Source organism: Rhodococcoides kyotonense (genome assembly GCF_001645385.1).
GTDB classification, from domain to species: Bacteria; Actinomycetota; Actinomycetes; order Mycobacteriales; family Mycobacteriaceae; genus Rhodococcoides; species Rhodococcoides kyotonensis_B.
Genome location: NZ_LVHI01000023.1, coordinates 340,895 through 354,267 on the forward strand (window position 1 = coordinate 340,895; position 13,373 = coordinate 354,267).

General features: G+C 65.4%; 13 protein-coding genes and 1 riboswitch. Of the genes, 6 read left to right on the top strand and 7 right to left on the bottom strand.

Going from position 1 to position 13,373, the window contains the following annotated elements; all coding sequences use genetic code 11:
• Positions 1 to 46: 46 nt before the first annotated feature.
• Both A3K89_RS17495 and A3K89_RS17500 read right to left on the bottom strand, forming a co-directional pair.
• Complete coding sequence (locus A3K89_RS17495; protein ID WP_068428330.1) at positions 47 to 1,018, bottom strand: HAMP domain-containing sensor histidine kinase; 972 nt, start codon at positions 1,016 to 1,018, stop codon at positions 47 to 49.
• Positions 1,015 to 1,683 (bottom strand): response regulator transcription factor, encoded by a 669-nt coding sequence (locus A3K89_RS17500; RefSeq protein ID WP_068429109.1) that lies wholly within the window; start codon positions 1,681 to 1,683, stop codon positions 1,015 to 1,017. Before A3K89_RS17500 ends, A3K89_RS17495 begins: the two co-directional genes overlap by 4 nt.
• A gap of 129 nt (positions 1,684 to 1,812) precedes the next feature.
• On the opposite strand from A3K89_RS17500, the gene A3K89_RS17505 reads away from it, so the two are divergent.
• On the top strand, positions 1,813 to 2,850 hold the full coding sequence (locus tag A3K89_RS17505) for an ABC transporter substrate-binding protein (RefSeq protein WP_068428332.1): 1,038 nt from the start codon (positions 1,813 to 1,815) through the stop codon (positions 2,848 to 2,850).
• 15 nt (positions 2,851 to 2,865) lie between these two features.
• On the opposite strand, the gene A3K89_RS17510 is transcribed toward A3K89_RS17505, so the two are convergent.
• Complete coding sequence (locus A3K89_RS17510; RefSeq protein ID WP_068429112.1) at positions 2,866 to 4,038, bottom strand: MFS transporter; 1,173 nt, start codon at positions 4,036 to 4,038, stop codon at positions 2,866 to 2,868.
• Between the two features lie 334 nt (positions 4,039 to 4,372).
• A riboswitch (SAM riboswitch) is annotated at positions 4,373 to 4,495 on the top strand.
• A gap of 190 nt (positions 4,496 to 4,685) precedes the next feature.
• Between A3K89_RS17510 and A3K89_RS17515 the strand changes: the two genes are divergently transcribed.
• Complete coding sequence (locus A3K89_RS17515; protein WP_084423857.1) at positions 4,686 to 6,023, top strand: bifunctional o-acetylhomoserine/o-acetylserine sulfhydrylase; 1,338 nt, start codon at positions 4,686 to 4,688, stop codon at positions 6,021 to 6,023.
• The gene (gene metX, locus A3K89_RS17520) at positions 6,020 to 7,174 is read left to right on the top strand and encodes a homoserine O-acetyltransferase MetX (protein ID WP_068428336.1); all 1,155 of its coding nucleotides are present in this window, start codon (positions 6,020 to 6,022) and stop codon (positions 7,172 to 7,174) included. The genes A3K89_RS17515 and metX overlap by 4 nt, the downstream gene beginning before the upstream one ends.
• An 11-nt stretch (positions 7,175 to 7,185) precedes the next feature.
• Here the strand turns inward: metX and A3K89_RS17525 are convergent, their stop codons facing one another.
• Genes A3K89_RS17525 through A3K89_RS17535 form a run of 3 tightly spaced genes read right to left on the bottom strand, consistent with a single transcriptional unit; the run spans position 7,186 to position 8,978 of the window.
• Positions 7,186 to 7,461, bottom strand: coding sequence for a DUF3017 domain-containing protein (locus tag A3K89_RS17525; RefSeq protein ID WP_068428339.1), 276 nt, complete (start codon positions 7,459 to 7,461; stop codon positions 7,186 to 7,188).
• Between the two features lie 4 nt (positions 7,462 to 7,465).
• The gene (locus tag A3K89_RS17530; RefSeq protein ID WP_217266267.1) at positions 7,466 to 8,332 is read right to left on the bottom strand and encodes a bifunctional methylenetetrahydrofolate dehydrogenase/methenyltetrahydrofolate cyclohydrolase; all 867 of its coding nucleotides are present in this window, start codon (positions 8,330 to 8,332) and stop codon (positions 7,466 to 7,468) included.
• 37 nt (positions 8,333 to 8,369) lie between these two features.
• Positions 8,370 to 8,978 carry a pentapeptide repeat-containing protein gene (locus tag A3K89_RS17535; protein WP_068428346.1) on the bottom strand — a complete coding sequence of 203 codons (609 nt, stop codon included), beginning with the start codon at positions 8,976 to 8,978 and terminating at the stop codon, positions 8,370 to 8,372.
• 33 nt (positions 8,979 to 9,011) lie between these two features.
• Between A3K89_RS17535 and A3K89_RS17540 the strand changes: the two genes are divergently transcribed.
• The gene (locus tag A3K89_RS17540) at positions 9,012 to 9,476 is read left to right on the top strand and encodes a tRNA (cytidine(34)-2'-O)-methyltransferase (protein ID WP_217266268.1); all 465 of its coding nucleotides are present in this window, start codon (positions 9,012 to 9,014) and stop codon (positions 9,474 to 9,476) included.
• Between the two features lie 3 nt (positions 9,477 to 9,479).
• On the opposite strand, the gene A3K89_RS17545 is transcribed toward A3K89_RS17540, so the two are convergent.
• Entirely contained in the window at positions 9,480 to 10,382 is a 903-nt protein-coding gene (locus tag A3K89_RS17545; RefSeq protein WP_068428352.1) for a DUF4349 domain-containing protein, read from the bottom strand.
• Between the two features lie 143 nt (positions 10,383 to 10,525).
• On the opposite strand from A3K89_RS17545, the gene A3K89_RS17550 reads away from it, so the two are divergent.
• Both A3K89_RS17550 and ctaD read left to right on the top strand, forming a co-directional pair.
• Positions 10,526 to 11,080 (top strand): DUF6764 family protein, encoded by a 555-nt coding sequence (locus A3K89_RS17550; protein WP_206031011.1) that lies wholly within the window; start codon positions 10,526 to 10,528, stop codon positions 11,078 to 11,080.
• A gap of 302 nt (positions 11,081 to 11,382) precedes the next feature.
• Positions 11,383 to 13,311, top strand: a complete 1,929-nt coding sequence (ctaD, locus tag A3K89_RS17555; RefSeq protein ID WP_442978243.1) for an aa3-type cytochrome oxidase subunit I — start codon at positions 11,383 to 11,385, stop codon at positions 13,309 to 13,311.
• Positions 13,312 to 13,373 lie beyond the last annotated feature (62 nt).

Sequence of the window (13,373 nt, forward strand, 5' to 3'; positions counted from 1 at the left end):
CAGGAGCCCTGCGTCGGATTCGGAGAACTGTTGCCTTGTAGGGAGATCAGGCGTGTGGGACGGTGACGCGAATGCGGCACCCAGGACTGCGGTCGAGGACCTCGATCGTCCCGCCGTGCAGCTCCGTCGCCCATCGAGCGATAGCGAGCCCGAGGCCGGTACTGCCGTCGGTTGCGCCACCCCGGGTGAATCGGTCGAACACCGAAAGTCGTTCCTCGGGAGCGATTCCGGGGCCGGCGTCGGCAACCTCGAGGTGCAGCCCGGCCGACGTCGCGCGTGCGGACACCGTCACCTCCGACCCTGCCGGTGCGTGCCGGACCGCGTTCTCGACGAGATTGGTGACAACCTGCGTCAGCCTGGATCTGTCGGCCGTCACGGTCAGGTCAGCAGGATCGACATCGGCACGTACACAGGCATATTCGACGGTCACCTCGTCGAGAAAGGAGCCGACGGCGAAGGACTCGGGGCGCAGCGGCAGCACTCCCCCTTCGAGCCGAGACAGGTCCAACAGCTCGGTCACCAAATCGCCGAGCCGCTCGGTCTGCCGGAGCGCGAGCTCCAACGACGTTCGGTCAGGCGCGGTGACGCCGTCGACCATGTTCTCCAGCACGGCTCGCAGTGCGGCAATCGGTGTCTTGAGTTCGTGCGAGACGTTGCCGATCAGTTCTCGTCGATACGTATCGGCAGCTTCGAGATCGTGAGACATGGTGTTGAACGCCGCGGCGAGCTGTCCGACCTCGTCACGTGACGTGGCGCGCACCCGCGTCGAATAGTCCCCGCGCGCCATGGCTTTCGCGGCCGACGTCATCTCACGCAACGGCGACGTCATGCCGTGCGCCAACACCTGCACCGCAACCAACGACATGACCAGCGCCGCCACGAGGGCGTACCTGAACTGCCATCCCGCGCCGATCCAGAACACGACGCTGGCGACGACCAACACGACGCCGACGATCAGCGAGACCTTGAGTTTGAACGAGGTCAGTGCGTCGAGCGGCCGCGGAATCGTGCGCGTCATCGCGGCACGTCCAACGCATACCCGACGCCGTGGACGGTTCGGATCATGTCGCCACCGATCTTGCGACGCAACGCTTTGACGTGACTGTCGACGGTTCGGCTGCTGGCAGAATCTCCCCAACCCCACAGTTCGGCGAGCAACGTCTCGCGGGTCACGGCCGCACCCGGACGATGGGACAGAAACGCAAGAATGTCGAATTCGGTACGCGTCAAATGTATTTCGTCGCTTCCATGGCACACACGCCGAGCCTGGTGGTCGATTCGAATGGGGCCGAACGACAGTGCCGTCGCCGACGCGTTTCGATTCGCGCGACGCACGAGCGCGTGAACACGAGCGACGAGTTCTCGCATGCTGAACGGTTTGGACAGGTAGTCGTCGGCGCCGACACCGAGCCCGACGAGCATGTCGGTCTCGTCGGACTTCGCGGTGAGCATCAGCACCGGTACGGGACGGTCGGCCTGAATGCGCCTGCACACCTCGAGCCCGTCGAACCCCGGAAGCATGACGTCGAGAACCACCACGTCGGGATCGACGCGCGCGCATGCCTGCACGGCCGACGGCCCGTCCCCTGCCGTCACGACGTCGAAGCCCTCGCCGCGCAGGCGTGCCGCGAGCGCGTCGGAGATCGTCGGTTCGTCGTCGACGACGAGCACGGTGCGGTTCATGTTCACGACACTAGAGGGCCGTCATGGAGGAGTTCGGCAGGAAATGTGGAGGTTCCGTGAAGATCGACACCACGTGAACGTTAGGGTCGGCTACCCTTAGCCGTCACTCATCCTCCGAAAGGGACCTCGATGGTCGGATCCGCCCGTTCGTTCCAGATCGCCACCGTTGCCTTCGCGGCTGCGCTGGTGCTGTCCGCGTGCTCGACCCCGTCCGACGACGGTGAAGCCGACGCGGCGGTCGCCGGAAACGGCGCCTTCCCGGTCACCGTCGAGCACGCGTTCGGTGACACGACGATCACCGCCGAGCCGACGCGCGTCGTCGTCGCCGGGTACACCGAGCAGGACACGGTGCTCGCCCTCGGCGTGACACCCGTCGCCGTCACCGAGTGGTACGGCGAACAGCCGTATGCGACATGGCCGTGGGCGCAGGAAGCATTGGGCGACGCCACACCCGAGGTCCTCAGCGCCGACGACGGCTTCCAGTACGAACGCATCGTCGCCCTGGACCCGGACCTGATCATCGCAACCAACGCCGGACTCGACCGCGACAGCTACGACAAACTGTCCGAGATCGCACCGACGATCGCGCACTCGGGCCAGTACACGCAGTACTTCGAACCGTGGGACGTCCAGGCTCGCAACATCGGCAAGGCGCTGGGCAAGGCGAACGAGGTCGACCAGCAGATCGACGCCGTCGAGCAGAAGTTCGAGGCCGCCAGGGCCGAGCACCCCGAGTTCGTGGGAACCAAGGCGATCTTCCTGCAGAACGCGTTCTACGACGGCGCAGCCATCGCGTACCAGAACGGACTCAGCACGGACTTCCTGACGGACCTCGGGTTCGTCGTCCCGTCGGAGATCGATCGATACGCACCACCGGAAGGCGGCGGTCAGGCCGCCATCCCGCTGGAGAACCTGTCGGTGCTCGACACCGCGGACGTGCTGCTGTGGGGAACCGAGAAGCCGGAGGATCGCACCGCGCTGGAGCAGGAGCCCGTGTACCGAAACCTCGATGCCGTCGAGGAGGACAAGTTGGTCTTCACCGACGGCATCACAGCAGGGGCGATCTACTTCACGTCGCTGCTGAGCTTGCCGTACGTGGTCGACAAGTTGACGCCCGCATTCGCGAGCACGCTCGCCGGGGACGGCGCGGCCACGACCAGCAGCTAGCCCCCGCGGGCGACGCTAAGCAGCTGCGGAACCATCCGCACGCACAGCCTTGGCGTCGTCACGGCGCTGCATCCACATCGCGGTGGCGAGGACGCCGAGTCCGGCCACCGCGAGGATCGCACCCGCAGCGGCGGGCGCGGTGTACCCGAACCCGGCCGCGATGACCGCGCCGCCGAGCGCGGCACCGATGGCGTTCGCGAGATTGAACGCAGCGTGGTTCAGCGACGCCGCCAACGTCTGAGCATCGTCGGCGACATCCATCAGCCGAGTCTGCAGACCCGGGATGACCGAGGAACCCGACGCACCGATGAGGAACAACAGAACGAGCGCGGTGACCGAGTTGTGCGAGGCGATCACGAACAACGCGAGGAACACGGCCATGGCAGAAATCGAGACGAACGTACCGCGCAGTTGCAGCTTGTCCGCGATCCAACCGCCGAAGTAGTTTCCGGCGATCATGCCGAGTCCGTAGATCATCAGCGCTACCGGGACGAGACCCTTGGCCAGGCCCGAGACGTCGGTGAGCGTCGATGCGATGTACGTGTACACCGCGAACATTCCACCGAATCCGACCATGCCGACCAGCAGCGTCATCCAGACCTGGACGCGCCGGAGTGCACCCAACTCGGTGATCGGGTTCGTCGTCGGCATTCCGTCCAGACGCGGCATCCACATGATCAGCGCCGTGACCGTGAGTGCACCGATGACGGCGACGACGGCGAAAGCACTGCGCCATCCGAGGCTCTGGCCGAGCCACGTCGCCGCGGGCACGCCGACGACGTTCGCGATGGACAATCCCATCATGACCATGGCTACGGCTTTCGCGCGCTTGCCGGGCTCCGCGAGATGCGCGGCGACGAGCGCGGCGATACCGAAGTACGCGCCGTGCGGGAGTCCGGCGACGAACCGCGATGCGACCAACTCGTGGAAGCTCGGCGCGAACACCGTGCCGAGGTTGCCGAGCGTGAACGCGGCCATCAGCAGGATGAGCAGAAGCCTTCGCGGAACACGTGCGGCCAGCGTGGCGATCGCCGGGGCTCCGACGACGACACCCAACGCGTACGCAGAGATCATGTGGCCGGCGGACGGCTCGGAAATTCCCATCGACGACGCGACATCCGGCAGCAGACCCATCGATGCGAACTCGGTGGTTCCGATGCCGAAACCGCCGATCGACAACGCCACCATCGCGAGCCGTCTACTCGTGGAGTGCGGCCGCTTCTCGGTACTCAGGCCGTGAGACACCTTCGAACGCACGGCGCCGACATTCTTGGCGAGGGCGGAATCGGTGACAGACACAGCAGAACGACCTTGTCTCGAGAGGGGGAACGGAAGCATGAAGAAGGGACGGACCCTGGAGGGAACGTCCCTGCGATCCATTGTCGTCCCGCACGCAACGGATTTTCTTCTCGATCGGCGGTGATTGTGCTCACGGGACACTTATTCGCAGGTCACAGTGCACGATTTCGGAGTTCCGACGTCGCTATTCCTCCCGCCCGGGCGCACCGCTAGGATTCCAGCAGGTCATGAGCGCCAGCATCGAGCCCCGGCTTGCTGGCCGGCAACCCTCCAACCGCGGTGGGGTGCTCCGGGTGAAGACCTGGTTACTCGGTTGCAGAACGCAACCGAAGAACAAGCGCGGGTCCGCAGGACGGTCTTCAGGCCGACTCGGCGGGCCCACTGACCGGGCACGACTGGCCAGACGGGCACGACTGGACCGCGAAGGCCCCCGAGGAGGTTTGCATGTGTTGTTGTCTCGATAGGCCCCGCCCGGCCCTCGCATGCGAGTGCCGTTTCGAATTCTGCACATCCTTCGAAGACGGAGTATTCACGACATGACCGAGAACAACCCCGACGTAGTCGACGCCGCAGGCGCCCCGATCGAGGATCCGACCGCGTCCTGGAGTTTCGAGACCAAGCAGATTCACGTCGGCCAGAACGCCGACGGAGTCACCCGTGCGCGTGCTCTGCCGATCTACCAGACCACGTCGTACACGTTCGAGAACACCGACCACGCCGCCGCACTGTTCGGACTCGCCGAACCCGGCAACATCTACACCCGCATCATGAATCCGACGCAGGACGCCGTCGAGCAGCGCATCGCCGCGCTCGAAGGTGGCGTCGCCGCACTGCTGCTGTCGTCGGGCCAGGCCGCCGAGACGCTCGCCATTCTCAACCTCGCCGAGGCAGGCGACCACATCGTCTCCAGTCCGCGCCTGTACGGCGGCACGTACAACCTCTTCCACTACACACTCCCCAAGCTCGGCATCGAGGTCTCCTTCGTCGAGAACCCCGACGACCTCGAGCAGTGGAAGGCCGCGATCAAGCCGAACACCAAGGCCTTCTACGGCGAGACCATCTCGAACCCGAAGAACGACATCTTCGACATTCCCGGTGTCGCCGAGGTTGCGCACGCCAGCGGGATTCCGCTGATCGTCGACAACACGGTCGCCACCCCGTACCTCATCCAGCCGTTGACGTTGGGCGCCGACATCGTCGTGCATTCGGCGACGAAGTACCTGGGAGGCCACGGAACCGCGATCGCAGGCGTCATCGTCGACGGCGGCACGTTCGACTGGACGCAGGGCCGTCACCCGAATTTCACGACGCCCGATCCGAGCTACCACGGCGTCGTGTTCGCCGAACTCGGTGCGCCTGCCTACGCGCTCAAGGCTCGTGTGCAGCTGCTCCGCGACATCGGCGCGGCCGTGTCCCCGTTCAACGCCTTCCTCATCAGCCAGGGACTCGAAACGCTCAGCCTGCGTATCGAGCGCCACGTCGAGAACGCGCAGAAGGTCGCCGCGTTCCTCGAAGCACGCGAGGATGTCTCCAGCGTCGGCTATGCGGGTCTTCCGTCCTCGCCGTCGTACGAGCGAGGACAGAAGCTGGCACCCAAGGGACAGGGCGCGATCGTGTCGTTCGAACTGACCGGCGGCGTGGACGCGGGCAAGAAGTTCGTCGACGCGCTGAGCCTCCACAGCCATGTCGCTAACATCGGGGACGTGCGTTCACTAGTCATCCATCCCGCGTCGACCACTCATTCGCAGTTGACTCCGGAGGAACAGCTCGCCTCCGGCGTCACTCCCGGCCTGGTCAGGCTCGCAGTGGGCATCGAGGGAATCGACGACATTCTCGCCGATCTCGAACGCGGTTTCGCAGCGGCGGCGTCTTGACCATCAGCTCCGTGCACGACGCTCTGTCGGCCGCAGGATTTCCTGCGGCCGACGGGCGGCTCGGCCATGTCGACATAGGTGACCTCGAACTCGAAAGCGGCGCGACGCTGCGCGGTGTGACGATCGGGCTGCAGCGGTGGGGCACCATCTCGCCCGCTCGCGACAACGTGGTGCTCGTCGAGCACGCGCTGACCGGTGATTCGCATGTGTCCGGCCCTCCCGACGACGCCCACGCGTTGGCGGGGTGGTGGGACGGAATGATCGGCCCCGGCGCACCCGTCGACACCGACGAGTGGTGCGTCGTCGCCACCAATGTTCTCGGTGGGTGCGGCGGCACGACGGGTCCGTCGTCGATCGCGCCGGACGGCAAGCCCTACGGCAGCCGATTCCCGGAGATCTCGATCCGCGATCAGGTCGCCGCCGAGGCCGCACTCGCCGATGCCCTGGGCATCGAGCGTTTCGCTGCCGTCGTCGGCGGCTCGATGGGCGGCATGCGCACGCTCGAATGGATCGTCGAATACCCCGAACGTGTTGCCGCCGCGCTGGTTCTGGCCGTAGGCGCTCGCGCGACGGCAGACCAGATCGGCACCCAGACCACACAGATCGCGGCCATCATGTCCGATCCCGACTGGCAGGGTGGTGACTACTACGGCACCGGCAAGGCTCCGCTCACCGGCCTCGGCATCGCACGCAGGATCGCGCACCTGACGTACCGCACGGAGAGCGAGCTCGATCTACGTTTCTCGAATTCGCCTCAGGCGGAAGAGGATCCGTGGAACGGCGGTCGCTACGCGATCGAAAGCTATCTCCAGCACCAGGCCACGAAGCTGGTCGGCCGTTTCGACGCGGGAACCTACGTGCTGCTCAGCGAGGCGATGAACCGCCACGACATCGGCCGTGGCCGCGGCGGAGTCGAAGCCGCGCTGGCTCGCGCGACCGTGCCGACGATCGTCGGCGGTGTCGACTCCGATCGGCTCTACCCGCTGCGCCAGCAGAAGGAGATCGCACGGGGACTGCCGAACTGCAGCGGCCTCGAAGTGATCCAGTCACGCGACGGCCACGACGGCTTCCTCACGGAGGCGGGAGCGGTGGCGAAACTGCTCGGCGAGACGATGGACCAGGCACGACGGAACCGCACCGCCGACAACTGAGCGGCGGGCGGTCAGTCGGTGCCCAGAGGATCGATGGAGGCGGAGAGAAACACGATCGCTCCGCCCACCAACGCCAGTGCGGCGACGTCGAATCCGCGGCTGCGCACCTGAAGCAGGCCGACGCGGTTCTCCGGTAGACACAGGCGGAAGCCCGCCGCAAGAATGGTCGCCACTCCGAGGACGAAGGCGCCGCGCCGCCACCGGTCCGCGAGGACCAGCGCCAGCGCGGCGAGGATGACGAGCAGCACCACCAGCAACGGAAGGTTCTTGCGGATCCGCTCGCCCATCGGATCAGACCGCCGCGGTCGTCGCGTGCATCTGCTCGGCCCGTTCGACGACATTGGCCAGCAGGAACGCACGCGTCAGCGGTCCGACGCCACCCGGGTTGGGAGACAGGAAGCCCGCCACCTCGGCGACATCGGCGGCGACGTCGCCGCGCAGTCCCTCGTCCGTGCGCGTGACGCCGACGTCGAGAACGGCTGCACCGGGCTTGACCATGTCGGCGGTGACGATCCCCGGGACACCCGCGGCTGCGATGACGATGTCGGCACGACGAACCTCGGCGGCCAGGTCTTTGGTCCCGGTGTGGCACAAGGTCACCGTCGAGTTCTCGGATTTGCGAGTCAGCAGCAGGCCGATCGGGCGACCGACCGTGACACCGCGGCCGATCACGACGGCGTGCGCGCCGTTCAGCTCGACGTCGTAGCGACGCAGCAGGTGCACGATGCCGCGCGGGGTGCACGGAAGCGCCGCTTCCTTGCCCAGCACGAGGCGTCCCAGGTTGATGGGGTGCAGGCCGTCGGCGTCCTTGGACGGGTCGATGCGCTCGAGCGCTGCGTTCTCGTCGAGGTGCTTCGGCAGCGGCAACTGCACGATGTAGCCGGTGCACTCGGGGTTCGCGTTCAGCTCGTCGATGACGGCTTCGAGATCTGCCTGCGAGATGTCGGCCGGCAGGTCGCGGCGGATCGACGTGATGCCGACCTTCGCGCAGTCGCTGTGCTTGCCGCGCACGTAGGCGGCCGAGCCCGGGTCGTCGCCCACCAGAACGGTGGCCAACCCTGGCACGACGCCGCGCTCACGCAGAGCCGTCACACGCTGGGTCAGGTCGACGAAGATCTCGTCGCGGGTCGCCTTGCCGTCAAGAATTCTCGCAGTCACGGCTGCCATTGTTCCAGGCGACGCCGAACCCGTGTAGTCAACCCTCGACGGACAATCCGTGCGCCTGGGCGTACGCGACGGCCTGCGTCAACTCGATGCGCGCGCCGGTCACGACGGCGGCGACCCACAGGTTCGCGTCGACCCGCGCGCCTCGGAGGTCGGCCTCCTGCAGTTTCGCGCCCGTGGCCCGAGCGCCGGACAGGTCGGCCGACCGCAGCACGGCCTTGCGCAGATCGGTGTTCACGAGATTGGCCTCGGCCAGGCGACAACCGGTCAGGTCCATGCCGCGCATGACCGCTCCCCCCAGCCCGACGAGCGTGAAATCGACCTCGTCGAACGTCGACGGCCGCATCCGCGAATCGACGAACGTCGACCCGATCAGCGTCGAATTGCGAAACGTACTGTGCTGCAGGTTCGTTCGAGTGAACGTGCACGACCGGAAAGCGGTGTTGACGTGGACCGACTCGGTCATGTCCGTCCCGGTGAAGTCGCATTCGGTGAACACCACCGACGACGTCTTCACGCCGCTGAGGTCGGCATCGCGGAACGTGCACGAGACGTACTGCCGGTCCGTCCACTGCTGCTGGTCGAGTCGCGCGTCGGAGAAGTCCTCGCCGATGATCTGTTCGCCGTCCACCTGCTCCATCCTTGCGGTCCCGCTAGTGGCAGAGTGAACCGGGTGTTTCGACTCATGTTCTTCGAGCCCCGCATCCCACAGAACACCGGCAACGCGATCCGCCTGGTGGCCGGGACCGGGTGCGAACTGCACCTCGTGGGGCCCCTCGGTTTCGACATGTCCGAGCCGAAGCTCAAACGCGCAGGCCTGGACTACCACGACCTCGCGTCGGTCACCGTGCACGAGAACCTCGCCGCCGCCTGGGATGCATTGGCACCCGAACGCGTCTACGCCTACACCGCACATACGACGCGTTTTCACACCGACGTCGCGTACCAGCCCGGCGACGTACTGCTGTTCGGACCGGAACCGACGGGACTTCCCGACGAGGTACTGGACGACCCCCGAGTCACAGACAAGCTACGCATTCCCATGATCGCCGGTCGCCGATCGCTCAACCTCGCCAACTCTGCGGCGGTCGTCATGTACGAGGCGTGGAGGCAACACGGATTCGACGGCGCGGTCTAGGTATCAGGTGTCGCTCGGGTCCGGTTCGGGCTCGGTCGCAGGCTCCGTGTCCGACGTCTTCCTCGCGGTCCCTCGAATCGCCCGGACGACCCCGTAGACGACCCCGGCCGCGATCGCGAGCGCCCCGATCCACGGGATCGCGCGTCCCAGCGCGACGACGCCGTCGGCCATCGCGTCCAGCAGCGAATGCCAACCCGCGACGAGACCGTCCCAGAACGAATCGGGTCCAGGAGACGGCGTCGCATCGTCGGTGGTGAATTGGATTGTGATGGTGGACAAATCGACTTGGTCCGCAAGGTAGTTCTTCTGTGACGTGAGACTGTCCAGTTCGCCCTGCCTGCTCGACAGCGCGGACTCCGCTTCGATCAGATCCGCAGTGGTGGTCGCGCCGGCAATCAGCCCCTTCAGCCGATCGACGGACTCCTGCAGCGCACCGATGCGCGCATCGAGGTCCTGGTACTGCATGGTGACGTCGTCGCGCGAAATACTGACGGACGTCACCTTCCCGAGCCCCTCGATGCGGTCGAGGGTGCCGGTCAATTCGTCGGCAGGGATACGTGCAGTGATGGAACTGCTTGCCGTCGAATTGTCCGTCGCGGGATTCTCGGACCGATTGTCGACGCGTCCGCCCACCTCTTCGACGACGGACGTCGCGTCCCGTGCCGCCGCGATCGGATCGACCGCGGTGATGTAAACCTGGCCCGTCACAACCTCTTTGCGCTCCGACGAGTCCGACGAACCGGGCGCCTGATCCCGCGCCGCGGTTCCCGATTCGGGCGCAAGCGCCGCGCCCGGTTGCGAAAAGGACTCTTCGGGCGCCGGGGCTCCGGAGGTCCCGTCCGATCCACCGCATCCCACGACGAGAAACAACGATCCGACCAGGGCGGCAACCAAGCTGCGCGTCATCCCAGGATGGTAGATCAGCGTGGCCCATCGGCGGGGAGTACCGAATCGTTACAGCTATAGGGATATCTCACTGATGACCTGAGCGCGGAACCGGGGTACGGTGTCCCGCACCGACCCATTTCGTTTCGTGAAGGAGCCTCCTGTTGTTCTCCGCTTCCACCGTTTTTTCTTCGCTCCGTCGCACGTCTCAGGAGAGCTCTTCAGCTCGGTTCGGTAGTCGAATCTCGCGCACGGCAGCACTTTTCGCTGTCGGTGGTTCAGTCGCCGCAGCCGGTTTCCTCGGAGCAGGCACCGCAGCTGCCGCTCCGGTGAGCTGTGTGTCGCCTCCCGCCGCCAACGACATTCGAGTCGACGGCACCGCCAGCTGCGGCGCGACATCCACCGGCCCCGGCATCGCGAACGCAGGTGCCGCAGAGAGCGGCACCGCGGTCAGCGTCACCGACGGCCCGGGCGCAACCACCACCTACGCCAACGGATTCGGAACGGCGCTCGGTGCATCGAAGAACGCGGGCACCGCCTACGCATGGGCTCTCGGCGGAGGCATCGCGCACTCCTGGGCCGACGAGGGCGCGACGACGGTGGCCGTCGCGGGCTGGGGCTCGGGGGCGACGGCAGAAGCTGCAGGCGTCGACTGCGTCGGACCGCTGTCGATGGCTCTGAACCTGAAGACCGGACAGTTCTGCATGCTCGGAAACTGACTCATTTTCTCGGGCGTCGAATCCCGTCACCGGCCTTCGGTGACGGGATTCGCTGTTTCTACGACCTTGGGTAGTACCTGAGGCCACGCCGGTTTAGGATTGACGCACTCGCGTCGTCAGGAGGATCAGTGACTGCCCTAGCGCCTAGGCCGACTCCCGCGGTGGAAGCGGCACGGCCGTTTCCGCCGCGGATGGGACCGAAGGGTTCATTCATTCACAAGGCGGTGACGACGACTGATCCCAAGGTGTTGGGGATCATGTACATCGCGACGTCGATCGCGTTCTTCTTGGTCGGCGGGTTGATGGCGTTGTTGATGCGCGCCGAGTTGGCTGTGCCGGGGATGCAGTTCCTGTCGAANTTCATTCACAAGGCGGTGACGACGACTGATCCCAAGGTGTTGGGGATCATGTACATCGCGACGTCGATCGCGTTCTTCTTGGTCGGCGGGTTGATGGCGTTGTTGATGCGCGCCGAGTTGGCTGTGCCGGGGATGCAGTTCCTGTCGAACGAGCAGTACAACCAGTTGTTCACCATGCACGGCACGATCATGTTGCTGTTGTATGCGACGCCGATCGTGTTCGGGTTCGCCAATTACATTCTGCCGTTGCAGATCGGCGCCCCGGATGTGGCGTTCCCGCGGTTGAATGCGTTCTCGTAYTGGTTGTATCTGTTCGGTGCGTTGATCACCACGGCCGGGTTCATCACCCCCGGTGGCGCRGCGGACTTCGGCTGGACYGCGTACACCCCGCTCACGTCGGCGTTGCATTCGCCGGGTGTGGGTGCRGATCTGTGGATCATGGGTCTGGCGGTYGCTGGTCTGGGYACCATTTTGGGTGGCGTSAACATGATCACCACGGTGATCTGTCTGCGGGCGCCGGGAATGACGATGTTCCGGATGCCGATCTTCACCTGGAACATTCTGGTCACCTCGATCCTGATCCTGCTGGCGTTCCCGTTGTTGACCGCGGCRYTGYTSGGKTTGGCGGCGGATCGGCATCTGGGTGCGCATCTGTTCGACCCGGCCACCGGTGGGGTGTTGTTGTGGCAGCACYTGTTCTGGTTCTTCGGTCACCCCGAGGTGTACATCATCGCGTTGCCGTTCTTCGGGATCGTCTCCGAGATTTTCCCGGTGTTCTCGCGTAAGCCGATGTTCGGGTACACCACGTTGATCTACGCGACGATCGCGATCGCTGCGTTGTCGATCGCGGTGTGGGCGCACCACATGTATGCCACCGGYGCGGTGTTGTTGCCGTTCTTCTCGTTCATGACGTTCCTGATCGCGGTGCCGACGGGTGTGAAGATCTTCAACTGGATCGGCACCATGTGGCGGGGGCAGGTGACGTTGGAGACKCCGATGYTGTTCTCCATCGGCTTCTTGATCACCTTCTTGTTCGGTGGCTTGTCGGGTGTGTTGCTCGCGTCGCCGCCGATCGATTTCCATGTCACCGACACCTACTTCGTGATCGCGCATTTCCATTACGTGGTGTTCGGCACGGTCGTGTTCGCCACCTACGCCGGGATCTACTTCTGGTTCCCGAAGATGACCGGCCGGATGATGGACGAACGTCTCGGCAAGTGGCATTTCTGGTTGACGTTCCTCGGGTTCCACGGCACGTTCCTGGTCCAGCACTGGCTCGGGAACGAGGGCATGCCCCGCCGGTACGCGGACTACCTGTCCTCGGACGGGTTCACCACCTTGAACATCATTTCCACGGTCGGTGCGTTCGTGCTCGGTGCGTCGACGCTGCCGTTCGTGTGGAACGTGTTCAAGTCCTACCGGTACGGCGAAGTCGTCACCGTCGACGACCCGTGGGGCTACGGCAACTCGCTGGAATGGGCCACCTCCTGCCCGCCGCCGCGTCACAACTTCACCGAACTGCCCCGTATCCGTTCCGAGCGTCCCGCGTTCGAGCTGCACTACCCACACATGGTCGAACGCATGCGCTCCGAAGCCCACGTCGGACCCGGCAGCCACGGCGGACACACCACCGANTCCTGCCCGCCGCCGCGTCACAACTTCACCGAACTGCCCCGTATCCGTTCCGAGCGTCCCGCGTTCGAGCTGCACTACCCACACATGGTCGAACGCATGCGCTCCGAAGCCCACGTCGGACCCGGCAGCCACGGCGGACACACCACCGAGGTACTCGAACAGGCACGCCGTGCACCCATCAGTACGAGCGACCACGAGCACTCCGGCGACCCGGATCCAGGCAGGGATCTGAAGTAGCAGGTACGCGATAGCCCCGAAGAGCCCCTCCCGGTACCCGGGCGGGGCTCTTCGCTTGCAAG